The organism is Rhizobium sp. BT04 (assembly GCF_030053135.1).
Classification (GTDB): domain Bacteria; phylum Pseudomonadota; class Alphaproteobacteria; order Rhizobiales; family Rhizobiaceae; genus Rhizobium; species Rhizobium binxianense.
Window position 1 is genome coordinate 328,772 of record NZ_CP125653.1, and the last position, 22,330, is coordinate 351,101.

Annotated in this window: 23 protein-coding genes and 1 pseudogene; 10 read left to right on the top strand and 14 right to left on the bottom strand. The window is 63.4% G+C overall.

Annotated features, from left to right (window positions below; all coding sequences use genetic code 11):
- The 7 genes from QMO82_RS32730 to QMO82_RS32760 all read right to left on the bottom strand — a co-directional run bounded on the left by QMO82_RS32730 (position 1) and on the right by QMO82_RS32760 (position 7,161).
- Positions 1-1,578 (bottom strand): L-aspartate oxidase, encoded by a 1,578-nt coding sequence (locus QMO82_RS32730; protein WP_183608818.1) that lies wholly within the window; start codon positions 1,576-1,578, stop codon positions 1-3.
- Positions 1,575-2,546: a quinolinate synthase NadA gene (nadA, locus tag QMO82_RS32735; protein ID WP_017991961.1), complete on the bottom strand. Its 972-nt coding sequence runs from the start codon at positions 2,544-2,546 to the stop codon at positions 1,575-1,577. The genes QMO82_RS32730 and nadA overlap by 4 nt, the downstream gene beginning before the upstream one ends.
- A gap of 69 nt (positions 2,547-2,615) precedes the next feature.
- The gene (locus QMO82_RS32740) at positions 2,616-3,614 is read right to left on the bottom strand and encodes a hypothetical protein (protein ID WP_183608819.1); all 999 of its coding nucleotides are present in this window, start codon (positions 3,612-3,614) and stop codon (positions 2,616-2,618) included.
- 29 nt (positions 3,615-3,643) lie between these two features.
- Positions 3,644-4,456, bottom strand: coding sequence for a 3-methyl-2-oxobutanoate hydroxymethyltransferase (locus QMO82_RS32745; RefSeq protein WP_097616573.1), 813 nt, complete (start codon positions 4,454-4,456; stop codon positions 3,644-3,646).
- 42 nt (positions 4,457-4,498) lie between these two features.
- On the bottom strand, positions 4,499-5,725 hold the full coding sequence (locus tag QMO82_RS32750; protein ID WP_183608820.1) for an NAD(P)/FAD-dependent oxidoreductase: 1,227 nt from the start codon (positions 5,723-5,725) through the stop codon (positions 4,499-4,501).
- A gap of 11 nt (positions 5,726-5,736) precedes the next feature.
- On the bottom strand, positions 5,737-6,051 hold the full coding sequence (locus QMO82_RS32755; RefSeq protein WP_183608821.1) for a MocE family 2Fe-2S type ferredoxin: 315 nt from the start codon (positions 6,049-6,051) through the stop codon (positions 5,737-5,739).
- Positions 6,052-6,072: 21 nt separating this feature from the next.
- Positions 6,073-7,161 (bottom strand): fatty acid desaturase family protein, encoded by a 1,089-nt coding sequence (locus QMO82_RS32760; protein WP_183608822.1) that lies wholly within the window; start codon positions 7,159-7,161, stop codon positions 6,073-6,075.
- Between the two features lie 131 nt (positions 7,162-7,292).
- Here QMO82_RS32760 and QMO82_RS32765 point away from each other — a divergent pair, with 131 nt between their 5' ends.
- The 4 genes and pseudogenes from QMO82_RS32765 to QMO82_RS32780 all read left to right on the top strand — a co-directional run bounded on the left by QMO82_RS32765 (position 7,293) and on the right by QMO82_RS32780 (position 9,999).
- Positions 7,293-8,321, top strand: a complete 1,029-nt coding sequence (locus tag QMO82_RS32765; protein ID WP_183609061.1) for a LacI family DNA-binding transcriptional regulator — start codon at positions 7,293-7,295, stop codon at positions 8,319-8,321.
- A 163-nt stretch (positions 8,322-8,484) separates the two neighbouring features.
- Positions 8,485-9,297 (top strand): TIM barrel protein, encoded by an 813-nt coding sequence (locus tag QMO82_RS32770; RefSeq protein WP_183608823.1) that lies wholly within the window; start codon positions 8,485-8,487, stop codon positions 9,295-9,297.
- 58 nt (positions 9,298-9,355) lie between these two features.
- Positions 9,356-9,610 (top strand): type II toxin-antitoxin system VapB family antitoxin, encoded by a 255-nt coding sequence (locus tag QMO82_RS32775; protein WP_183608824.1) that lies wholly within the window; start codon positions 9,356-9,358, stop codon positions 9,608-9,610.
- Positions 9,610-9,999: pseudogene (locus QMO82_RS32780) on the top strand (type II toxin-antitoxin system VapC family toxin). Before QMO82_RS32775 ends, QMO82_RS32780 begins: the two are co-directional and overlap by 1 nt.
- A gap of 2 nt (positions 10,000-10,001) precedes the next feature.
- Here QMO82_RS32780 and cobM read toward each other — a convergent pair.
- Positions 10,002-10,760 (bottom strand): precorrin-4 C(11)-methyltransferase, encoded by a 759-nt coding sequence (gene cobM, locus QMO82_RS32785; protein ID WP_183608825.1) that lies wholly within the window; start codon positions 10,758-10,760, stop codon positions 10,002-10,004.
- 4 nt (positions 10,761-10,764) lie between these two features.
- Positions 10,765-11,997, bottom strand: a complete 1,233-nt coding sequence (cbiE, locus tag QMO82_RS32790; RefSeq protein ID WP_183608826.1) for a precorrin-6y C5,15-methyltransferase (decarboxylating) subunit CbiE — start codon at positions 11,995-11,997, stop codon at positions 10,765-10,767.
- Between cbiE and QMO82_RS32795 the strand changes: the two genes are divergently transcribed.
- Positions 11,996-12,766 (top strand): cobalt-precorrin-6A reductase, encoded by a 771-nt coding sequence (locus QMO82_RS32795; RefSeq protein ID WP_183608827.1) that lies wholly within the window; start codon positions 11,996-11,998, stop codon positions 12,764-12,766. The genes cbiE and QMO82_RS32795 overlap by 2 nt on opposite strands.
- On the opposite strand, the gene QMO82_RS32800 is transcribed toward QMO82_RS32795, so the two are convergent.
- From QMO82_RS32800 to cobF, 5 genes are all read right to left on the bottom strand, one after another.
- A complete protein-coding gene (locus tag QMO82_RS32800) occupies positions 12,730-13,494 on the bottom strand; it encodes a precorrin-3B C(17)-methyltransferase (RefSeq protein ID WP_183608828.1) in 765 nt (254 codons plus the stop codon). The two genes, QMO82_RS32795 and QMO82_RS32800, sit on opposite strands and share 37 nt — an antisense overlap.
- Entirely contained in the window at positions 13,491-14,222 is a 732-nt protein-coding gene (locus tag QMO82_RS32805; protein WP_183608829.1) for a precorrin-2 C(20)-methyltransferase, read from the bottom strand. Before QMO82_RS32805 ends, QMO82_RS32800 begins: the two co-directional genes overlap by 4 nt.
- On the bottom strand, positions 14,219-14,851 hold the full coding sequence (locus QMO82_RS32810) for a precorrin-8X methylmutase (protein WP_183608830.1): 633 nt from the start codon (positions 14,849-14,851) through the stop codon (positions 14,219-14,221). The genes QMO82_RS32805 and QMO82_RS32810 overlap by 4 nt, the downstream gene beginning before the upstream one ends.
- 2 nt (positions 14,852-14,853) lie before the next feature.
- On the bottom strand, positions 14,854-16,236 hold the full coding sequence (gene cobG / locus QMO82_RS32815) for a precorrin-3B synthase (RefSeq protein WP_183608831.1): 1,383 nt from the start codon (positions 16,234-16,236) through the stop codon (positions 14,854-14,856).
- Positions 16,237-16,309: 73 nt separating this feature from the next.
- Positions 16,310-17,074, bottom strand: a complete 765-nt coding sequence (gene cobF, locus QMO82_RS32820; RefSeq protein ID WP_183608832.1) for a precorrin-6A synthase (deacetylating) — start codon at positions 17,072-17,074, stop codon at positions 16,310-16,312.
- On the opposite strand from cobF, the gene QMO82_RS32825 reads away from it, so the two are divergent.
- From QMO82_RS32825 to QMO82_RS32845, 5 genes are all read left to right on the top strand, one after another.
- A complete protein-coding gene (locus QMO82_RS32825) occupies positions 17,066-17,269 on the top strand; it encodes a hypothetical protein (RefSeq protein WP_183608833.1) in 204 nt (67 codons plus the stop codon). The two genes, cobF and QMO82_RS32825, sit on opposite strands and share 9 nt — an antisense overlap.
- 5 nt (positions 17,270-17,274) lie before the next feature.
- Complete coding sequence (gene repA / locus QMO82_RS32830; protein WP_183608834.1) at positions 17,275-18,471, top strand: plasmid partitioning protein RepA; 1,197 nt, start codon at positions 17,275-17,277, stop codon at positions 18,469-18,471.
- Positions 18,468-19,463 (top strand): plasmid partitioning protein RepB, encoded by a 996-nt coding sequence (gene repB / locus QMO82_RS32835; protein WP_183608835.1) that lies wholly within the window; start codon positions 18,468-18,470, stop codon positions 19,461-19,463. Before repA ends, repB begins: the two co-directional genes overlap by 4 nt.
- A 154-nt stretch (positions 19,464-19,617) precedes the next feature.
- Entirely contained in the window at positions 19,618-20,832 is a 1,215-nt protein-coding gene (gene repC, locus QMO82_RS32840; protein WP_183608836.1) for a plasmid replication protein RepC, read from the top strand.
- A gap of 180 nt (positions 20,833-21,012) precedes the next feature.
- Complete coding sequence (locus tag QMO82_RS32845) at positions 21,013-22,146, top strand: RHE_PE00001 family protein (RefSeq protein WP_183608837.1); 1,134 nt, start codon at positions 21,013-21,015, stop codon at positions 22,144-22,146.
- Positions 22,147-22,330: the final 184 nt, after the last annotated feature.

Genomic DNA, 22,330 nt, shown 5'->3' on the forward strand with positions numbered 1-22,330 from the left:
TCAGGCACTCCTGGCAAGGGCGTAGGGCGGGGCAAGGACATAGGGTGGGGCAAGAGCATAGGGCTGTGTGGCGCCGGCGATCTCCAGCACTTGGGAAAGGCGCATCTGCCGCCGGTTGGCCTGGGCAAGCTTCAGCGGAAAATCGGTGCGGGCATGGGCACCGAGCGATTCCATCCGCAGGCTGGCAAAGACGGCGATCGAGAGCGCCACGATACCAGGATCGGCGGCAGGGCCGTCACCTTCGGCAACCGGCAGCAATGCGGCGATCGCCGTCTCTAGGGCATCGGCATTGCGCAAGACGCCGAGATGACGCGAGACGATCGGCCGGACGAGTGATGCATCGGCCGGCGCCGGCAGCCTCTCGGCGATGATGGCGTCGTCAGGGCCTGCCGGCATGGCCGAGATGTCGCGTGCCGTCCGCATGCCCATGACAGCTGCTTCCAGCAACGAATTGCTGGCAAGCCGGTTGGCGCCGTGCAGGCCGGTCGAGGCCGCTTCGCCTGCGGCCCAGAGGCCGGGCACCGAGCTGCGGCCGTTTGCATCCGTGGCAACGCCGCCCATGTGATAGTGAACGGCGGGTCGCACGGGAATGAGGTCTTTCGCCGGATCGATGCCGGCCTCGCCGCAAAGGGCTGAGATGACGGGAAAGCGCGCGGCAAAGCGGCTGCCGAGCGCATCGCGGGCATCGAGGAAGACCCTGCCGCCGCGGGCGATTTCGGCGCTGATCGCCCGCGCCACCACGTCGCGCGGCGCAAGCTCGGCGCCTGGTATGCGGGCCATGAACCGGTCGCCGCGTTCGTTGACGAGCAAAGCCCCCTCGCCGCGCACCGCCTCGCTGACCAGCGCCAGTGGCCGGCGACGTGAATCCAGCGCGGTCGGATGGAACTGGACGAATTCCATATCGGCGAGCGCGGCACCGGCCCTTGCTGCGAGCGCGATCCCCTGGCCGAAATTGCCCATCGGATTGGTGGTGGCGTCGTAAAGCCCGCCGATACCGCCGGTGGCAAGCACCACCCTTGAAGTCGGCAGAATGGCGGCACCATTCGGGGTCGCGCAGAGCAGGCCGGCGACACGCTCGCCATCCATCAGAATCCGCCGCGCCTCGAAGCCTTCGAGCACCGATATGGCAGGCGTTTGCGCGACTGCCCGCACCAGCGCGGCGACGATCGCCGCACCCGAGCCGTCGCCTTCGGCATGGACGATACGACGACGGCTGTGCGCGGCCTCCAGCCCGAGCGACAGTTCGCCCGCAGCATTGCGGTCGAAATGCACGCCGGCTCGCTGCAACGCGGCGATCGCCGCCGGTGCTTCGGCAATGATGCCGGCGGCAATTATGGGATCGCAGAGGCCGTCGCCGGCGCTGAGCGTATCGGCCAGATGTAGCGCCGCGCTGTCGTCGGCGCCCATGCCGGCGGCGATGCCGCCCTGCGCCCAGACACTCGACGTTTCTGCGCCGAGGGCGGCGCGGGTGACGATGACGCAGCGTTCGGGTGCGAGGGTCAGCGCGGTCATCAGCCCCGCAAGGCCGCTGCCGACGATCACCGTGCGTCCAGTGAGATGCCCTAGAATCTCGGTCATATCGCCAGCATCCTTTCGACGGCACGGCGCGCAGCCACCGCAATTGCCGGATCGACGGTCACTTCGTGGCGGTTTTCCTCGAGGGCCGCGCGGATATTGGCCAGCGTGATCCGCTTCATATGCGGGCAGAGATTGCAGGGGCGAATGAATTCGACGTCGGGGTGGTGCACGGCGACATTGTCGCTCATCGAGCATTCGGTGAGCAGCACGACACGTGCCGGCTTCTGCCTGCCGACATAATCCGACATCACGGCGGTAGAGCCGGCGAAATCGGCTTCCGCCACCACCTCGGGCGGGCACTCCGGATGGGCGAGAACGGTCACGCCGGGATGGTTTTCGCGCAGTTGGCGCACATCCTCGGCGGTGAAGAGTTCATGCACCTCGCAATGACCATGCCAGGCGATGATCTCGACATCCGTTTCGCGGGCGACGTTGCGGGCCAGATATTCGTCCGGGATCATCAGCACCTTCGGCACGCCGAGCGATTCCACCACCTGTTTGGCATTGCCCGAGGTGCAGCAGATGTCGGAGGCAGCCTTCACTGCGGCCGAGGTGTTGACGTAGGTGACGATCGGCACGCCGGGATGGGCCTGGCGCAGCAGGGCAATATCCTCGGGCGTGATCGAATCCGCCAGCGAACAGCCGGCGCCGAGATCGGGGATCAGTACGGTTTTCTCCGGGTTCAGGAGCTTGGCAGTCTCGGCCATGAAATGCACGCCGGCCAGCACGATGACATCAGCATCGACCTCGATCGCCTTGCGGGCGAGCGCCAGGCTGTCGCCGACGATATCGGCTACCCCGTGGAAGATCTCCGGCGTCTGGTAGTTATGCGCAAGAATGACGGCGTTGCGGCGGCGCTTGAGCTCGAGGATGGCGTCGACGTCATTTTCGAACGTCATCCATTCGGCTTTGGGAATGACGCGGCTGACGCGCTCGTAGAGCGAGGATGCGGAAACAGGATAATTCATGACCGGCTCCTAATTATGCTCTATCTGAGCATATCATAGGCAAAGAGATATTCTCACGATGAGCATATGTCAATTGCGGGAGAGCGGTAATTTCGTGCCTGCCAGCGCCCGTTCTTCGAGCACCGTGTGGCGGAAGCGGAAGAGCTTGGCCGGCCGGCCGCCGGTTTCGCTTTCGGTGCCGCCGGTTTCCTCGACCAGTTCCTGCTGTTCGATCAGCCGGCGGAAATTCTGCTTGTGCAGTGTCAGTCCCGCCAAGGCCTCGATGGTGCGCTGCAGTCTCAGCAGCGTGAAACTCTCCGGCATCAGTTCGAAGACGACGGGGCGGTATTTGATCTTGGCGCGCAGCCGGGCGATCCCGGTCGCCAGAATGCGGCGGTGATCGGCAAACATCGCCCGGCCGAGATTGGCCTCGGCGGCGCATCCGGCTTCGGCGACGAGTCCTGCTTCATAGAGTAGTTCATAGCGCTGCAGCGCCAGATCCTCGTTCCAGCCGCCGCCGTCGAGGCCGAAGGTAAAGTCCGCCCGGCGATGGCGGTGGTCGCGCCTTGCCGGATCGGCATCGGCCCAGGCTTTCAGACGCGCCATGATCTCGTCAAGCACTGTCGGCCGGCCCTGCCGATGGTCTTCCCAGGGAAAATATTCGTACCAGCCGTGCCATCCCGGCCGGCCGGCACCGGACTGTTCGTTGACGAGGCCGAGATAGCTGATCGAGATCGTCCGCCCGCCCGGGATGTCGTTGTTCCGGTCGCGGTCGGCGAAGGTATAGAGCTGTTCGAGATAACCGACGGGGTGCTCCGTCTGCTCCTGCACCCATTCGCGCAGGCCCGATTGCAGGGTGCGATGGCCCATTTCGAAGGGGCCCGACGGCAGCGCATTGCCGGAGCGGATCGTCATCACGCGCGGCTCGTCCCCCGTCACCGCGACGAGCACCGCAATCAATTCCGCATGCGCAAAGCCGATCGTCACAGGGGGCCGAATACTCCGTTCCGAATGGGTCGAACGGATCATTCCTGACACAGGCCGGGACGGAAGCCAATGGAAAGGAAGCGCCTTTGCGGCGCTTCCCACATCATCGAGACAAGAGAGCGCGTTTGCCCTTAGCTATTGCCCGTCTCACTTCTCAGCCGGTCCAGGAAAACCTTCAGCTCCGCCTCGTCGATGCCGACGTTGTGGCGCTTTTCCGGATAGGCGCCGGTCCGGACATCCTCGGCGAACTCCGTGAAGGCGGCGATGCGTTCGCGCTGCAGCCGATCGTGTTCGGCGGCGAAATTGCGATAGACCTTGGCATGGCGGGGATAGTGATCACGATTGGCGCCGAGCACGTCGTCGGCGAAGAGATATTGGGCGTCGCAGCCGCTGCCGGCGCCCATGGAGATCATCAGCATCGAGGTGTTGCTGCTGATGGCGGCAGCGACATCGCCCGGCACGACTTCGATTTCGGCGGCGAAGGCGCCGGCCTCTTCCAGGGCCTTGGTCTGCCGCCAGATCTCGGCCGCACTTGCCGCCGTCTTGCCGACGGCGCGGAAGCCGCCGGTCCAGGTCGCCTTGGACGGGATCAGCCCGAGATGGCCGCAGACGGGGATGCCCTCGTCGCGCATGCGCCGGATCGTCTGCAGGCTGGCGGCGCAATAGACCGCATCGCCGCCGGCCTTCAGCGCGGCAAAGGCGGCGCGCAGATAGTCCTCGGCCGAGACATGGTCGCCATATTCGAGGCCCGGAATGGCAAAGGGCGTCGGGGCGATCTCACGAAAGACCGGGCCGAGCAGCGAGGGTGGCACCGAGACGATGTCGATGCCCGCCTTTTCGGCCGCTTCCGCCTCCTCCAGCGAGGTGACGCGCAGCATGGTGAGCTGGCGCTTGCCCTTTTCCGCAAGCAGATCGGCGACGGTCGCGCGTCTATGTTTCTTCATCGTCAATTCCTTTGAAAATATCGGGTGAATATATCGGCCGGCTCAGGCGGCCAGCAGGGATTTCAGTTTGATGTCGTTGGCTGCGAGCGCTGCCGGATCGGGATGGGCGCGCGCGGCGATCAGCATTTCGGCGAGGCGGATGTCGCGTGCCACCGCATTGCCCGGCCCGATGCCGCTTGCGGCGATCAATCGGCCATCGGCATCGAGATGAAAGAGAATGAAGGCGCCTGCGCCGAGGTCGCGGCGCTGATGCGTGGCAGCCCCTTCGGCAAGGCCCGCAATCTGCAGCGTCATGTCGTATTGATCCGACCAGAACCATGGCACGGATGAAACGGCTTCCTCGAGACCGAGCATGTTGGCCGCGGCCAATGTGCCCTGCTCCTGGGCGCTACGCCAGGATTCGAGCCGCACTCGCCGGCCGCCATAGATCGACAGCGGGAAGGAGCAGCAGTCGCCGGCGGCAAAAACATCCGGTGCCGAGGTCTGGAGATATGCGTCGACGGCAATGCCATTGTCGATCGTGAGCCCCGCCCTTTCGGCGATCTCGACATTCGGCCGCGCGCCGATGCCGACCAGGACGAGATCGGCTGTTATCGCCTCGTCGGTCGACAGTCTGATCAGCGCCTTGCCGCGTTCCACGGTCAGCGCCTCGATCGAGACGCCGCAGCGGATCTCGACGCCTTCCGCGCGGTGGCGCTCGGTCAGGAGATGAGCGATCTCTTCCGGCACGCCGCGCTTCAGCACGCGTTCCAGCCCCTCGATCACGGTGACCTCGGCGCCGAGCAGCCGTGCGGTCGCTGCAAGTTCCAGCCCGATGAAGCCGCCGCCGATGATGGCAATATGCCGCCCCGGCTTCATGACATCGCGCAGTGCCGTTGCATCGTGATGCGTCCGCAGCGAGCGAATATGGGCGCTGCCCTCCGGCGCGCCGGGGAAAGAACGCGCGGCGGCACCCGTCGCCAGCAGAAGCTTGTCATAAGAAAGCGTCGTCCCTTGGGAAAGCGTGACGGTCTTGGATGTCGTGTCGACATCCCTGGCTTCCAGGCCGGTCAGCAGCCGGATGCCGCTTTCGGCATATTTTTCCACCGTAGCAATGAATTTCGGAGCGTTTGCATCGGCGGAACCCGCTTTCGAAAGCGGCGGGCGTTCATAGGGATGAAGAGCTTCGGCTCCAACAAGCGTGATCTCGCCGTCAAAACCCTTTTCCCGCAATGCGAATGCGGCGCGCGCCCCGCATTCGCCTGCGCCCAGGATAACGAAATGAGCCACAGCAGCCTCCCTCAGACCGAGATGAAGACGGTGCCGCCTTCGACCTTGACGGGATAGGTCTTGAGATTGACGCAGACCGGTGCGCCCTTGGCTTCGCCCGTCTTATAGTTGAAGCGGCCATTATGTTTCGGACACTCGATGATCTCATCCATGACAAGCCCGTCGGCGAGATGGATATGTTCATGCGTGCAGAGCCCGTCGGTCGCGAAGAATTCGTCATCGGGGCTGCGGTAGACCGCGAAGGTGCGCCCACCATGATCGAAGCGGATGACATCCTCTTCGTCGATCTCGTCCTTGCCGCAGACTTCGATCCAGTTTCCGCTCATCTTGTCCTCCCTCGATTGTGATTATTGCGCGGCCGGAGCCAGCTCGTTGTGGAATTCTTCGCGATAGGGCCTCGCGGTGGCCGGCAGTTCGCGCTTCAGAAAATAATCCTCGTTGCGCAGCTGGCGCAGGAAGGCCGGGATCATCTCGCGGTAGCCGGACCAGATCGACGCGTTCGGCGCCGGCAGGTCGTGCTGGATCATCGCGTGCAGCCTGGGCAGCGCGTGATAGGGCACCATCGGGAACATGTGATGTTCGACGTGGTAGTTCATGTTCCAGTAGATGAAGCGGCTGATCGGGTTCATATAGACCGTGCGGCTGTTCAGCCGGTGGTCGATGACATTGTCGGCCAGGCCGCCATGCTGCAGCAACCCGGTCAGCACATGGTGCCAGGCGCCGTAGAGGCGCGGCAGGCCGATCAGCATCAGCGGCAGGATCGAACCCATGGAGATCGCCACGGCGATCGTCGCGATATAGATCGCCAGCCAGATGCGGGCGAAACGGATTGCCTTCGGCTGCTCCATTTCGGGAATGAAGGTCTTTTCCGCCGCGCTGACGCCGCCGAAGGCATTGCGCAGCATGTCGACGATCGCATGCCAGGCGTCGAGAATGCCGAAGAAATTGAGCACCAGCCGGAAGAGATCGGGCGGCCGCATGACGGCGATCTCGGGATCGCGGCCGACGATGACGGTATCGGTGTGATGGCGCGCATGGCTCCAGCGCCAGGTCACCGGATTGCGCATGATCATGAAGCAGGCGATCTGGTAGACGGCATCGTTCATCCAGCGCGTCTTGAAGGCGGTGCCGTGACCGCATTCATGCCAGCGGCTGTCGGAGGCCGAGCCGTAGAGCACGCCATAGGCGAGGAAGAAGGGCAGCGCGATCCACGAGCCCCAGAAATACATGCCGAGCCCGGCCAAGACCAGCATGCTGCCGAGCCAGATGACGGTGTCTCGGATCGCCGGCGCATCGGAGCGCTGCATCAGCGCCTTCATCTCCTTGCGCGGAATATCGGTGTGATACCATTCGGCTGCCGCCAGCCCCGTCTCGACGGCGGCGCGGCCGCTTTCGCCGAGCAGGTCGTAATCACGCTTCTTTGTCTCGGTCGCCATCATCCGCCTCCCGTTATGCCGTTGCCGACAGAATAGGTTGACTTCGGGAGAGGCTCAATGCAGGCTTGATGCAATCTATCAAAAACCATCATGAATTGCTCGCATTCATGATCGAATCCATCAGGAACGCCATGCGTCGTCCCACCATATCCGATCTTGCCCGCGCCTCCGGCGTCAGTGTCGCCACCGTCGACCGGGTTCTCAATGCCCGCCACCGCGTGCGGGAGGAAACGGCGCGACGGGTCTATGACGCGGCGCAGGAGATCGGCTATCATGCCGTCGGCCTGATCAGACAGCGCGTCTTCGAGGATCTGCCGCAATATAAGCTGGCCTTCCTGCTGCAGAAACCGACGCAGTCTTTCTATCAGAGCTTCGTGCGCGAGATCGAAACCGCAGCGCGTCTGGTGACCAACGCGCGCATCCAGACGCAGATCGACTTTCCCTCAGCCGCGACGCCGGCGGCGATCGTCGAGAAGATCAAGACGCTCGGTGCCCGCAATCAGGCCGTTGCTCTCGTCGGCCCGGATTATCCGGCGGTGACAACGGCGGTCGAGGAGCTGAAGGAGCGCGGCATTCCGGTCTTCTCGCTGCTCTCCGATCTCGCCACCGGCGTGCGTGACGCCTATGTCGGCGTCAACAATCGCAAGGTCGGGCGCACTGCTGCCTGGATGGTTGCGCGAACGGCGAAGAAGCCCGGCAAGGTCGCCTGTTTCGTCGGCAGCCATCGTTTCCACGGCCATGAATTGCGGGAGATCGGCTTCCGCTCCTATTTCCGCGAGAATGCCCCTGAGTTCGATGTCGTCGATACGCTGATCAATCTGGAGACCGCCGAAATCACCCATGAGGCGACGCTGACGCTGCTGCAAAAACATCCTGACCTCGTCGGCCTTTATGTCTGTGGCGGCGGCATGGAGGGGGCGATTTCCGCATTCCGCGAGGAAGGCGTCGGCGGCCGGATCGTGCTTGTCGTCAACGAGCTGACGCCGGAGAGCAAGGCCGGTCTCGCCGACGATATCGTCACCATGGTGGTCGCCACCCCGCTGCCGGCTCTCTGCAAGGAGCTTTTATCGCTGATGCTCGGCGCGATCGAGCATGGCGAGGCCGCGGTTCCCGGCCAATCCTTCCTGCCCTTTGATATCTACATCTCCGAGAACATCTGAAGAATGATGGAATTCTATCATTTCGGCTGAAATTCTTTCAGCAATGAGGGGCGGCACCGACGATCACCGATGGATTGGCCTGGGAATTCCGATAGAGATTCGCTCGCCCATTCACGAGGAACTGCTCCGCTTATGTCGCGGAGACGAGGAGGATATATCCGTCATGACTTCGATCCGCTTTGCGCTCAACCATATGGCCGCACCGTTGCTCGCCATCGATGATTTCTTCGCCCTGGCAAAGTCGCTCGGCATCGACTCGGTCGAGATCCGCAACGACCTTTCCGGCAATGCCATTCTCGACGGCACCAAACCCGAAGCGATCAGGGAAGCCGCCGCCCGTCACGGGCTGACGATCATTTCGATCAACGCCTTGCAGCGTTTCAACGAGTGGAATGAAGCTCGTGCGAGCGAAGCGCAGGAACTGATCGATTATGCCAGCGCATCCGGCGCCAAGGCGCTCGTCCTCGTTCCGAAGAACGACGGCACCGGCTGCGCCGATGGTGAACGCCAGGCCAATCTGCGCCAGTCTCTGGTGGCGCTGAAGCCGATGCTTGACGAAGCCGGGATCATCGGTCTCGTCGAGCCGCTCGGTTTCGAGATCTGCTCGCTGCGTTCGAAGACCGAGGCGGCCGAGGCGATCAAGGAACTCGGCGCACAATCGACCTTCAGGCTCGTCCACGACACTTTCCACCATCACCTTGCCGGCGAAGCGGCGACCTTCCCTGAGCTCTCCGGTCTCGTGCACATCTCGGGCGTCAGCGACCCCGCCGTTTCCGTTGCCGATATGCGCGATTCCCACCGCGTGCTCGTCGACGGCGACGACCGGCTCGACAATGCCGGGCAGATCAAGGCGCTGCTGCAGGCTGGTTATGCCGGCCCGTTCTCCTTCGAGCCCTTTGCGGCTGAGGTGCATGCGGTCAAGGACCCGGCCGGTGCGCTTCGCGCCAGCATGGAGTATCTCAGCACACGGGTTTGAATTGAAAGAGAGAGCCGGATTAGGTACGAATGTACCGACTAGGTATCTAGGTATCCTCATGGCTCTCAACATCAAAGATCCTGTTACCGAAAAGCTCGCCCGCGAGCTTGCGGAAAAGACTGGTGAAAACATTACAACGGCGACCCGGCGCGCGCTTGAGGAGCGTTTGCGGCGGGTCAGCAGTCGTCCACGCAAGGAGGAACTGCTGCGCGACGTCGAGGCGATCCAGAACCGGATCCAGGCGCTGCCGATCCTCGACAACCGCAGCGCCGACGACATTCTCGGCTATGACGAGAATGGATTGCCGACCTGATGGTGATCGATACCTCCGCGATCCTTGCCGTTCTGTTCAGGGAGCCGGAGGCTGCGGAATTCCTCGATAGAATTGCCGGCGATCCGGTGCGGTTGGTGTCCGCCGCCGTGGTCTTCGAGGCTTCCATGGTTATCGAAACGAGATATGGCGAGACCGGTGGCCATGAACTTGATTTGTTTCTCGACAGAATCGATGCCGAGATTGTTCCCGTCGATGTCGGACTCGCTGAGACCGCACGCCATGCCTAGCGACGTTACGGCAAAGGCCGCCATCCCGCCGCCTTGAATTTCGGCGATTGTTTTTCCTATGCGCTGGCTGTCGCTCGTCACGAGCCCTTTCTTTTCAAAGGCAATGATTTTTCCAGGACGGATATCCGCCCGGTCGCCTGAAGCTATTCCCTGCCCCTGAACCGGCGTTGATAGGCCGGATCATAGAGCGAGCTTTCGCGGAAATCTTCCGCCGCGAGCGACGGGCCGACGAAGATGATTGCCGTGCGTTCGATCGGTTCGGCGGCGACCTTTGCCTCGATATCGGCAAGTGTGCCGCGCAGGACGCGCTCGTCCGGCCAGGAGGCCTTGACGACGATCGCGACCGGGCAGTCGGCACCGTAAAGCGGCGTCAATTCCTCCACCACCTGCTTCAGCGCGTGGATCGCCAGATGGATCGCCAGTGTGGCGCCCGTCGCGCCGAATTTCGCCAGCGTCTCGTCGTTCGGCATCGGTGAGGCGCGGCCGGATATGCGGGTCAGCACCAGGCTTTGGGCCACGGAAGGGATCGTCAATTCGCGCCCAAGCGTTGCTGCTGCGGCAGCAAAGGCTGGAACGCCTGGTGTCATCGTATAGTCGATGCCGTGTTTTTGCAGCCGGCGCACCTGCTCGGCCACCGCACTCCAGACCGAGAGATCGCCGGAATGCAGCCGGGCGACATCCTGGCCGGCCGCGGCGGCGCGCAGATATTCCGCCTCGATCTCGTCGAGCGACATCGGCGCCGTATCGACGATGCGCGCATCCGCCGGGCAATATTGCAGCAGTTCCGGCGAGACGATCGAGCCGGCATAGAGGCAGACCGGGCATTGGCCGATGAGATCACGGCCGCGCACCGTGATCAGATCCGCAGCCCCTGGCCCCGCACCGATGAAATGCACCGTCATCCCGTTATCCTTTCGTCCAGCGCCACTGCGTCACCGGCATGGCCGGCCGCCAGCCGCTCATGCCGCCCACGGGGCCTACGCGCGATATTTCGATCCGTGTCAGCGTGCCGCCGCGTTTGGCGTGTTCGGAGAGCAGCACGGCTTCCATCTCCAGCGTCACGGCATTGGCGACGAGCCGCCCTCCCCGTTTCAGCGCGGCAATCGCGGCGTCGATGACGCCAGCTTCGCTGCCGCCGCCGCCGAGGAAGATTGCATCGGGTTCCGGTAGACCCGCAAGCGCGCCGGGGGCGGTCCCTTCGATGACGGCAAGATGCGGCACCCCGAAGGCGGATGCGTTGCGGGCGACGCGCGCGGCCCGCTCCGGCGATTGCTCGATGGCGATCGCCTTCAGGCTGGGATCGGCCAGCATCCATTCGATGCTAATCGATCCCGAGCCGGCGCCGACATCCCAGAGCAGTTCGCCGTGACGCGGCGCAAGCGCCGACAGCGTCATCGCCCGGATTTCGCGTTTGGTGATCTGCCCGTCATGCTCGAACAACTCGTCCTCGATCCCGGGGCTGAAAGGCAGGATGCGAGCCCCCTCCCCTGCCGCGACATCGACGGCGCAGACATTCAAAGGATCGATGTCTGCGAGATCGAAATCCGCAGCCACAGCACGTCTCTGCCGTTCCCGAACGCCGCCAAGCGCTTCGAGCACCGTAAGCCGCGACTGACCGAAGCCGGCAGCGTCAAGCAGGGCAGCCAGATCGCCGGGCCCCTTCTCGTCCGAGGTCAGCGCGATGATGCGCCGCCCGGGGTGCAGATGCGGCCGGATCAGGTCGATCGGCCGTCCATGCAGCGAGATCGTCGCGACCTCCTGCAGCGGCCAGCCAAGGCGGGACGCGGCAAGGCTGAAGGCCGAGGGTGCGGGGATGATGCGCATCTCGTCCGCCGCGACGTGGCGGGAGAGCGTTGCACCGACGCCATAGAGGAAGGGATCACCGGAGGCGAGCACGACGACCGGCGTGCCGCGCCGTTCGAGAATGGCCTCGACCGAACGCTCGAACGGGCTCTGCCAGGAAAGTCTTTCGCCTGATATCAGCGACGCGGCCAGCGCATGATGCCGCGCTCCGCCGAAGACCGCAGGCGCGGTGGCGATCAGCCTCCTCGCCTCTTCGCCCAGCCCTGCTGGACCATCTTCGCCGATGCCGATAATAGTCAGCCAGCGCCGGCCAGATGCAGGAGAGAGATCAGACATGGAAAGACCTCGCATTCTGATCCTCGGCGGCACCAGCGAGGCGCGTCTGCTCGCCGAAGCGCTGGCGGCGCGGAGAGATTGCGATCTCCTGCTGTCGCTGGCCGGGCGCACCGAAAAACCGGCTGTGCAGCCGGTTCCGGTGCGCATCGGAGGTTTCGGTGGTGCGGCGGCCCTTGCCGATTTCCTGAAGGCCGGCGGATATCACCTGCTGATCGACGCCACGCACCCCTTCGCCGAGCGCATTTCCGCCAATGCCGCCTTTGCCGCCGAGGCCACCGGCATTGCTGCGATCGCTCTGCGCCGCCCCGAATGGCAATGCGTGGGCGGCGATCGCTGGCGTGAAGTGCAGAGCATTCCGGCAGCCATCGCAGCGCTCGGCCCCGCCCCCCGCCATGTCTTCCTGGCGACGGGCCGGCAGGGCGCCCATCATGCGGAAGCCGCGCCGCATCATCGCTATCTCGTCCGCAGCGTCGATCCCGTCGAGCCGCCGCTTGCGCTTGAGAATGTCGACTATGTGATTGACCGCGGCCCGTTCACGCTGGAAGGCGAATGCGATCTGCTGAGACAGCACCATATCGACGTCATCATTGCCAAGAACAGCGGCGGCGCCGCCACCTATGCGAAGATCGAGGCAGCCCGCCTGCTCGGGATCGAGGTGATGATGGTCGCACGTGCGCCGGCCTCCACGGTCACGGCGGTCGAGACTGTCGAAGCGACGCTGGCGGTGATCGATCACCTCTTTCCCCCCGCCATGAAACGCGGGGTATAGACGAGGTCCAACCGGCCAGGCCGCGCGACGATGCGTGTCTCGGCGGAGCCGATGATGACGCAGGTCGCCATATCGGCAATCGAGGCATCCGCCTGCGACAGCTGCTGGACTGCGATGCGCTCGTCCGGCCGTCCGGCCGCCCGCCCGAAAATAACCGGTGTCGTTGGGGGCAGATGGTCGCGCAACAGCTTGAAGGCGTCGCCGAGTTGCCAGGGCCGCGCCCGGCTGATCGGATTGTAGAGAGCGATGACAAAGCCTGCCTTCGCCGCCAGCGCGAGACGTTTTTCTATTATATTCCAAGGCTTTAGATTGTCGGATAACGAGATGGCGCAGAAATCGTGGCCAAGCGGCGCGCCGGCCCTTGCCGCCACCGCCAGCATCGCCGTGATGCCGGGCAGAATGGTGAGATCGACCGCGCGCCATGCCGCCGGCCCGTTCTCGATCGCCTCGCAGACAGCGGCCGCCATGGCGAAGACACCGGGGTCGCCGCCGGAGACGACGCAGACTTTCGCGCCGTCCGCCGCCATGGAAAGCGCTGCCCCTGCCCTGTCGAGCTCTTCGCGATTGTCCGAGGCGTGCCGCAACTGATCGTCGCGGAGCTGCAGCCTGTCGAGATAGGGTCCGTAGCCGAAGAAATCGGTTGCCTGGTCGACGACATCAAGCGCTTCCGGCGTCATCTGCTCGGGATTGCCGGGACCGGTGCCGATCACGAAAAGCCGGCCGCTCATCGGCTGCCCTCCCAGCCCGGCACCAGCACCAGGGAAAAATACGGCGCATCGCTATCGGCCTTGTCGGCTAGCTTTTCCATCGCCGCATTGGCCATGGTGCCGCGCTCGACATAGACGGCTTCGGCAAGCCGGCCGGCCGCCGCCAGGGCCCGGCGGATCTTCGGCAGATTGCGGCCGACCTTCATGATGACGGCGGCTTGCGTATCGGCCAGACGGCGGGTCAGTTCGGTCTCGGTCATCGTACCGGGCAGTACGGAAAGCACGTCGTCACCCTGGACGATCGGCATGCCGGCCAGCGACCAGCAGCCGGACATGGCACTGACGCCGGGGATCACTTCCGTCGGGTAACGCTGGGAAAGCCTGACATGCAGATGCATATAGGAGCCGTAGAACAGCGGGTCGCCTTCGCTGAGTACGGCGACAGTCCGCCCGGCATCGAGGTGGCCGGCGACGGCTTCGGCTGAGCGATCGTAGAACTCGGTGATCAGGCTCCGGTAGCGTTCGTCGTTCTTGTCGATCTCGGTGGTGACGGGATAATAGAGCGGCAGCAGCACTATGCCGGGTTTCAGCAGCGGTTCGACGATCGCCTTGCCGTTGCCCCCCCTGCCCTGTTTGGCGAAATAGGCGATCACGTCGGCGCCTTCGATGGCGCGGACGGCCTTGAGGGTCAGCAGCTCCGGGTCGCCGGGACCCGTGCCGACGCCGATGAGGCGGCCTGATGTCGTCATAGGCCGGGCCTCGCCAGTGCATTGATGGCGGCTGCCGTCATCGCGCTGCCGCCGAGCCGGCCGCGCACGATGGCGAAGGGGACGCCGTAGGAATTCTCCGCCAGCGCATCCTTGGATTCGGCCGCGCCGACGAAGCCGACAGGCATGCCGAGGATCGCCGCGGGTTTCGGGGCGCCGTCGCGCAGGAGTTCGAGCAGATGGAAGAGCGCGGTTGGTGCATTGCCGATTGCGACGACGCTGCCGCCAAGCCGGTCGAGCCAGAGATGCATGGCGGCGGCCGAGCGCGTATTGCCGGCCTCGCGCGCCAGCTCCGGCGTCGCGGGGTCACGCAGCGTACAGATTACTTCGTTCAGCGCCGGCAGCCGCGCCCGGGTGACGCCGTGGGAGACCATTTCCGCGTCGCAGAAGATCGGCGCCCCGCCCTTCAGTGCGGCGCGCGCCGCCCCGACGACATCGGCGGAGAAGACGAAATGCTCCGCCGCCTCGACCAGCCCGCAGGCATGGATCATGCGCACGGCGATTTCGGCTTGCTCTTCGGTGAAGCGCGAAAGATCGGCCTCGGCGCGGATGATCGCAAAGGAGCGCTCGTAGATCGCGTCGCCGCTGCGGATATAATCGTAGTCTGGCATTCCTATTCCTGTCGCAGCGCCTTTAAAACGCCGGTTGCGCCAAGCCGTGTAAGGCAGGCGGCAGCCGATTCGCCAGCGCCTCTGTTGTCTTCGATGGACCGGGCGAGCCTCTCTATAGCGAAATCGATCCGACCGCCAGCGATCCGTTCGTCCGGCTGATCCGCGGCAATTCCATTGAGGATGAGGTTATAGCCCTCGTCCGTGCCCGTCAGGGTCAACGCTGGCCGCGCATGCGCACAGCCCTTGGCGCAGCCGGAGAGATGCAGCGTCAGCGAACCGTCAAGGAGCACGGGTGCCGCCGCAAGAATGCGGCGAGCCAGAGTTCTTGTCTCGTAGAAGGCGGAGCCGCAGGCGCCGGCACCGGCGCAGGCGGCGATATGTTTGCTGTTTTCGCTGGCTTGCCCGATGAAGCCATGCCTGGCTGCGGCGATCTGCATAGCCGGCACTGTATCTGCTGGAAGCCCGATGAGGAAGAAACCGCGGCGGGGCGCAAGCCGGATGGCTGTTGCGCCATGGGCGCCTGCGAGATCGAGCAGGGTAATTAGATCGGGCGCCCGCATTTGCCCGAATTCCGGCCTGACGCCGAGCACGGTTTTGCCGTCTGCCAGCCGATGCAGCCCGGAAAGCGGCATGTTTGCCGCGCGTGACGGAATGGAGCCAATTTTCTCCACAGCGGGAAAACGTGCCCGCAGAAGCGCCGGATCGATATCCCGTGCCCGCCTGCCCTGCCCGAGGTCTGCCAGCAGGCTAAGAATGTCGCCGACGGTTGATATCGCCGCCTCCGCAGGCCCGATTGCAACAGGCGTTGCGGTTTCACCATCGCCATTGATCGCGACAAGCCAATGTCCGGGGGATTGCGCGACGATACGGATATCGGCGGAAAGCGCCGATAGGCCGAAGGCTCCGCCGCCATCGATGACGAGCGACAGTTTTGGCGCGAGCCGCGGCGAGCCAAGCTGACCGTGGAGCTTACGGCGCAATGCCGTTTCCATTGCGGCCGGATCGCCTGTCTCTTCCGGGTCGATGCCGTGCAGCGGCGAGGTCTCGATCGCCGGCCCGTCCGGCACAACGATCCCGGCGGAATCGATATCGGCAGCGAGTCTCCCGACCGTCTCGGCGCGCAGACCGCGGATCTGCAGATTGCCGCGCGCGGTGATTTCCAGAATGCCGTTTCCACGCGCCGCGGCAGAACCGGCAAGGCTTGCGAATTGCGACAGCGTCAAGGCGCCGCCGGCCGGCCGCAGCCGCACCAGCAAGCCGTCGCCGGTCGGCATCGGCGCCGACAAGGCCGGGCAGGCGCCGCGGGCGTGGGTCTTCGCCGCCTGGCGACCGTGCCGATCCGCCTCGTCTGTTCTGTCGATCGCCGTTGCGGCCTCAATTCCCATACGCAATCCTCTGAGCATTTCTTACATGATCGCAGCCGGTGCGGCAAAGCATGATGGAAATGGTTCTGGCCGGCTATTCCTCGAAATCACGTCCCTTGCGCAGGAGATAGATATCCATGATCCAGCCGTGCCGCTGCCTGGCTTCGGCCCTCAGCGTCACAATGTCGGTGGCGATATCGCCAAGCCGTCCCGATCTGACGATCTCATCCTCGGTGCCGAGATAGGCGCCCCAGAAGATCTCGGCATCGGGATCATCGATCTTGGCAAAGGCCTGTTCGCCATCGAGCATGACGATGGTGCTGTCGCTCAAAAGCCCGTCCCGTGCCAGCCTGCGCCCGGTGGTGATCTCGATTGGCTTGCCGATCAGGTTGATCGGGATTCTGTGGCTGGCCGCCAGGGCCTGGATGCTGGTGATGCCGGGAATGACGCCATAATCGAAATCCAGGCTGCTTTGCTGTCGCACGCGGTCGATGATGCGGATCGTGCTGTCATAGAGGCTGGGATCGCCCCAGACGAGAAAGGCGCCGCTGCTGTCATCCGGGAGGCCGGAAATCAGCTCTTGATAGATGCCGGCGATTTCGCCGTGCCAGGCGTCGACGCTTTGCGCATAGGTTCTTTCCGCTGTCTGCCGTTGCGGCACCGCAAATTCTGAAATGCTGACGCCTGGCCGCGTGATGTAGCGTTCGCAGATGTCACGCCGGATTTCGGCGAGCTCCTCCTTGCCGGCGCCCTTGACCGGGAGGAAGATCGCGTCGGCCGCGTTCATCGCGTTGATCGCCTGTACGGTGAGGTGCTCCGGGTTGCCCGTGCCGATGCCGATGATAAGGATATGCTTCAAGCGGATACTCCGGTGATTCCTGTGGTCTTGCCGAAAAAGCCCGTTCGCCGCAAGGCCGGGAAGGAAAGTTGGCCGCGGCCAACCAAGCCTGTGGATGACGCTAAGGCCCTATTGTTGCTGCAAATCCCGAATCGTGTCACTTTCGATACGCTTTTTGACGCTATGTTGACAGAAAAGCGCATCGAAAAGGATTGAGTGTTTTGGACAACATTAGCGTATCGACGACAGATGTACGGATCGAGCGGCATGCGAACCAGCTTTCGCGGCAGCTGAAGCTGCTCCGCGACAAACTGTTTCCGCCGCTCTCGCAGAAGACGCTGCGCACATTCTCCTCCGGCGAGGCCGCCCAGATGATCGGCGTTTCCGACGGCTATCTTCGTCAGCTCTCGCTTGACGGCAAGGGTCCGCAGCCGGAGCTTTCCCAGAACGGCCGGCGCTCCTATACACTCGGTCAGATCAATGAATTGCGCCATTATATGGCAAAGCTCAAGCCGAAGGATGCGCTTTCCTATCTGCCATGGCGGCGGCCGGGCGAGAAGCTGCAGACGGTTGCCGTCACCAATTTCAAGGGCGGCTCTGCCAAGACGACGACGACACTTTATCTGGCGCAATATCTGGCGCTGGAGGGGTATCGGGTGCTCGCCATCGATCTCGATCCGCAGGCCTCGCTGTCTTCCATGCTCGGTGTCCAGCCCGAATTCGATCTTTCCGATGGCGATACGCTTTATGGCGCCATCCGCTACGATGCGGACCGCAAGCCGCTGAAGGACATCGTCCGCAAGACCTATTTCGACGGGCTTGATCTGGTGCCGGGCAATCTCGAACTGATGGAGTTCGAGCATGAGACGCCACGGGCGCTCAACGATCGCCAGAAGCCGGCAGAGCTGTTCTTCCGCCGCGTCGGTGTTGCCATTGCCGAGGTCGAGGCCGATTACGACGTCGTGGTGATCGATTGCCCGCCGCAGCTCGGCTACCTCACTCTCGGCGCCGTCTGCGCCGCCACATCGCTGCTCATCACCATCCATCCGCAGATGGTCGACGTCGCCTCCATGTCGCAATTCCTGCTGATGACCTCGGATCTGCTCTCCGTCGTCCGCAAGGCCGGCGGCGATCTGCAGCATGACTTCATCAAATATATCGTCACCCGCCACGAACCCTTCGATGCGCCGCAGTCGCAGATCGTCGCGCTGTTGCGCAGCCTGTTCGGCGACGACGTGTTGACGGCGACCATTCTCAAATCGACGGCGATCGCCGATGCCGGCCTGACCAAGCAGACGCTCTTCGAGATCGAGAAGGGGCAGGTGCGCCGCTCGACCTACGATCGGGCGCTGGAATCGGTCAATGCCGCCAACAGCGAGGTTCTCGCCGGCATTCACCAAGCCTGGGGCCGGACATGAGCAGACGCGATCGCCTGAAAGGTCTTTTCGACGATACGGCGCAGGAGTTGGCCGCGGCCAACTACGAGGAGTCGTCTTCGCGCGGATCGGCCGGTCCGGTCCGGACGATGGCGCTGACCCTCGGGCGCATGGAGGAAGAGAGCAGGGCGATACAAGAGGCGTTGCTCTCCGGTGAACGCATCGTCGAGCTCGATCCCGATCTGATCGATTCCTCCTTCGTTCGTGACCGTCTGGCCGACCAGCCGCTTGATCTGGAGGACGAGCTGGTGCAGTCGATTGCCGAGAACGGCCAGGAAGTGCCGGTCCTCGTTCGTCGCCATCCCGATGATGAGACCCGCTACCAGATCGCCTACGGCCACCGGCGCCTGCAGGCCGTCAGGCTGCTCGGGCGCAAGGTGCAGGCGATCGTGCGCAAGCTTGACGATACCGATGTCGTCATCGCGCAGGGCATCGAAAATTCGGCGCGCCGCAACCTTTCCTACATCGAGCGCGCCGTCTTTGCCCTCAATCTCGAGCTCAAGGGTTTTGAGCGCCCCGTCATCATGAAGGCGCTGTCGACCGACAAGACGGAACTTTCGAAGCTGCTCTCCGTCGCCAGGGCCATCCCGGCCGAGATCGTCAGGTCGGTCGGCGCTGCCCCCGGCATCGGGCGACGCAAATGGATGGCGCTTGCCCAGGACTGGAACGGGATGACGGCGGCGCGGCTTGCCAAGCTCGTCGGCTCGGAAAGCTTCCTGGCGGAAGAGAGCGATCGCCGTTTCGAGCTTCTGGTTGCCGAGCTCGCCAGGAAAGAGGCGAAGCCCGAGGCCACCGAATATGATTGGAAGCCGAAGAGCGGCGGCAAGATTGCCGGCCGAATCAAGAGCGCCGGCAATTCCTTCACGATCGCGTTGAAAACGGGCGATGCGCCGGATTTCGGCGCTTACATTTCACGCCGTCTCGATGAGCTTTACGAAGCCTATCGGGCCGGCAAGTTGCAAGCAGGAGAGTAGGCCGCAAAAGAAAAAAGCCTCCGAACGTTGCCGCCGCGGAAGCCTTTCTCATATCTGGACAATCTGAGAATCGCACTTCCTCGAATCACTGTCAAGCGTCTTCGGCATCCTTTTGGGTGGTAGGTTTCTTTTGCCTTGAAAAAAGGTGAGGGACATGGAGCCTCAATATGTATCGACGCCCTTTGGGCGGCGATCGATGACGCTTGGCATGCTGGCAAGCCAGGAAAACGCCAGCAAGGTCGATCCGGACGCATCGGTCGACAAATGGAAGATCTTTCGCGCGCTTTGCGAAGCAAAGGAGATGGTCGGCGTATCCGATCGTGCGCTCGCTGTTCTCAACGCACTGTTGACCTTCTACCCGAAGAACGAGATTGCCGAGGCCAACGGCTTCGTCGTCTTTCCTTCCAACGAGCAACTGTCGCTGCGCACGCATGGGATGGCCGGGACGACGCTGCGGCGGAACCTGGCAATGCTGGTGGAAGCCGGCCTGATCATCCGCAGGGATAGCCCGAACGGCAAGCGTTTTGCCCGCCGCAACGGCGAGGGTGGGCTTGGAGAGGCCTTCGGCTTCAGCCTGGCACCGCTGGTTGCCCGCGCTCGGGAGATCGAGGCGCAGGCGGCACAGGTGCTCGCCGCCAAGCTCGAATGGAAGCGCCTGAGGGAGCGGCTGACGCTCTGCCGGCGTGATATAGCCAAGCTGATCGAAATCGCGCTGGAGGAGCAGATTGCCGGCGAATGGATCGAGATGCAGACGCATTTCAACCTGCTTTCCGCAAGCCTGCCGCGCCGCCCGTCGGCCACCGAGATGGAAAGCTTGCTGACGGATCTCGAAGCTTTTCGCGAATTGATCGTCAAGACGCTGGAATTGAAGACGAAAGCAGAAAAAACAGACGCCAATGACAGCCAAAACGGTCGGCACATACATAATTCAAACCCACACCTCACATTTGAACTTGAACCAGGCTTCGAACCGAAGCAGGACGCAAAGCCGGAGGAAGAACCGCGAGCGTGGCGAGAGCCGCCGAAATCCTTCCCGCTTGCCATGGTGCTGCAGGCTTGCCCGGAGATCGTCGCTTACGGGCCGGGCGGCGGCATCGGCAGTTGGCGGGATCTGATGGCCGCGGCCGTCATCGTCCGGTCCACCCTTGGCGTCAGCCCCAGCGCCTATCAACTGGCCTGCGATATCATGGGGCCGGAAAACGCCGCCACGGTGATCGCCTGCATTCTGGAAAGGGGCGGCCATATCAATTCCGCCGGCGGCTATCTGCGTGACCTGACACGACGGGCCGAACGCGGCGAGTTTTCGCTCGGGCCGATGCTGATGGCGCTGATGCGGGCAAATGGTCCGGCCGCGAGGAAAACCGGATGAACGGCTGTGAAAAAGCTTCGCGCCAGTTGCGGCGGTTAGCGGTTTATGCGGCCGCTCGATCCGCCATCTTAACGGCTTCTTTCCCAGAGCTTTTGTTGAAATACACCGTTAACCATGTCATACATGACGGAAGGAAACATGCGTTTTGCTTCCATTTGTGAAAAACCGTAAAGCTTAACAATGCGCTACGATATCGACGGTGCGATGCTTCAAACCCTGCTTCCATTCCTTGCCGCGGCGGAGGATGCGGTGGCGCGGCTGGACGAGCGGGTATTACGCTCGCCGGTGGGTGAAGGCTTTGCCGAACGCAGCCATTTCTTCGATGCCGCCGGTGCGCTTTGGGTGGCCGGCGAACTCGTGCATGTCGAGGATCTGGTTTTGCACGATGCGCATATGGATAGCCGCGCCCCCAGCCACGAACTGACGATCGCCCATTCCGTGCTGCGGGCACGTCGACGCATCTGGACCGGCGAACCGTCCTGGGCGCTTGGAGCGCCGGGGCTTGCGACGCTGACGGCGACGCTCGGGGAAGGGGAGGGTGATGCGCGGGAACCGAAGCGTCCCGAAGCCTCCGCCGAGGTTGACGAGGAGGGTGAGGATGAAGACGCGCCGCTCGCCGCCGAAATGGCGGAGATCGACGCCATCCTCGCGCGGTCGCAGAAGCTCATCGATATCCATACGGGAAAGACGTCGGCAAGCGAGCAGGTCGCAATCCCCACGGCAAGGCGAAACGAAGATCCTCTGGGCTTGCTCGGCGATGACGAATGGGATGAGGAGCAGCGGCTGGCGGAGTGGCGGAGTGTGCTGCCGCTGGCCGATACGTTGCCGCCGGTTCTCGGCGCCGTCATCCTTTTCGAGGCCTGGGAGAGGATCGAGCCGCTGCGACGCCAGCACTGGCTCGGCGGTCTTCTGGTCGCCGGCCATCTGCGTGCCCGCGGCAAGGTCGCCTCGCATCTCTTTTCTTTTTACGGCGGGCTGAAACTGGTGCGCCATGAGCGTCGCCGGGCCCGCGACCGGGCAACGCGGCTACAAGCCTTTCTGGAGGCTATGCATCTGGGTGCTACCGCCGGACTCAAGGAGCTCGACCGGTTGACGCTGGCGCGCACGCAGATGGAGCTGCGTTTTCGCGGCCGTCGTTCGAATAGCAGCCTGCCGGAACTTGCCGATTTCATCCTGTCGCGGCCGATGGTCTCGGCGGCGATGATCGCCCGTCATCTGCGCATCACGCCGCGCGGCGCGCTCAATCTTGTCAACGAGATCGGCATCCGCGAAATCACCGGCCGCGGCCGCTATCGCGCCTGGGGTATCATCTAATGCATGTCGCCCAAAAGTGTGCATGCGGTTTTGGGACAACGACATGCATAAAACAAAGACTTAGTCTAAAGCGCGTCGCATGATTCCGATTTGACGCGACGCGCTTTAAAACGAAAACGGCCGGGCGTTGGCCCGGCCGTTTCCTTTAAGTGAGCACCCGGTCCGCCATCTGTCACAGATGGCA

Excerpts from the sequence above, each read along its gene's own strand:
- QMO82_RS32730 (WP_183608818.1), bottom strand. The coding sequence starts at position 1,578 with ATGACCGAGATTCTAGGGCATCTCACTGGACGCACGGTGATCGTCGGC.
- nadA (WP_017991961.1), bottom strand. The coding sequence starts at position 2,546 with ATGAATTATCCTGTTTCCGCATCCTCGCTCTACGAGCGCGTCAGCCGC.
- QMO82_RS32745 (WP_097616573.1), bottom strand. The coding sequence starts at position 4,456 with ATGAAGAAACATAGACGCGCGACCGTCGCCGATCTGCTTGCGGAAAAG.
- QMO82_RS32755 (WP_183608821.1), bottom strand. The coding sequence starts at position 6,051 with ATGAGCGGAAACTGGATCGAAGTCTGCGGCAAGGACGAGATCGACGAA.
- QMO82_RS32760 (WP_183608822.1), bottom strand. The coding sequence starts at position 7,161 with ATGGCGACCGAGACAAAGAAGCGTGATTACGACCTGCTCGGCGAAAGC.
- QMO82_RS32765 (WP_183609061.1), top strand. The coding sequence starts at position 7,293 with ATGCGTCGTCCCACCATATCCGATCTTGCCCGCGCCTCCGGCGTCAGT.
- QMO82_RS32770 (WP_183608823.1), top strand. The coding sequence starts at position 8,485 with ATGACTTCGATCCGCTTTGCGCTCAACCATATGGCCGCACCGTTGCTC.
- QMO82_RS32775 (WP_183608824.1), top strand. The coding sequence starts at position 9,356 with ATGGCTCTCAACATCAAAGATCCTGTTACCGAAAAGCTCGCCCGCGAG.
- cobM (WP_183608825.1), bottom strand. The coding sequence starts at position 10,760 with ATGACGGTGCATTTCATCGGTGCGGGGCCAGGGGCTGCGGATCTGATC.
- QMO82_RS32795 (WP_183608827.1), top strand. The coding sequence starts at position 11,996 with ATGGAAAGACCTCGCATTCTGATCCTCGGCGGCACCAGCGAGGCGCGT.
- cbiE (WP_183608826.1), bottom strand. The coding sequence starts at position 11,997 with ATGTCTGATCTCTCTCCTGCATCTGGCCGGCGCTGGCTGACTATTATC.
- QMO82_RS32800 (WP_183608828.1), bottom strand. The coding sequence starts at position 13,494 with ATGAGCGGCCGGCTTTTCGTGATCGGCACCGGTCCCGGCAATCCCGAG.
- QMO82_RS32805 (WP_183608829.1), bottom strand. The coding sequence starts at position 14,222 with ATGACGACATCAGGCCGCCTCATCGGCGTCGGCACGGGTCCCGGCGAC.
- QMO82_RS32810 (WP_183608830.1), bottom strand. The coding sequence starts at position 14,851 with ATGCCAGACTACGATTATATCCGCAGCGGCGACGCGATCTACGAGCGC.
- cobG (WP_183608831.1), bottom strand. The coding sequence starts at position 16,236 with ATGGGAATTGAGGCCGCAACGGCGATCGACAGAACAGACGAGGCGGAT.
- QMO82_RS32825 (WP_183608833.1), top strand. The coding sequence starts at position 17,066 with ATGCTTCAAGCGGATACTCCGGTGATTCCTGTGGTCTTGCCGAAAAAG.
- repB (WP_183608835.1), top strand. The coding sequence starts at position 18,468 with ATGAGCAGACGCGATCGCCTGAAAGGTCTTTTCGACGATACGGCGCAG.
- repC (WP_183608836.1), top strand. The coding sequence starts at position 19,618 with ATGGAGCCTCAATATGTATCGACGCCCTTTGGGCGGCGATCGATGACG.
- QMO82_RS32845 (WP_183608837.1), top strand. The coding sequence starts at position 21,013 with ATGCGCTACGATATCGACGGTGCGATGCTTCAAACCCTGCTTCCATTC.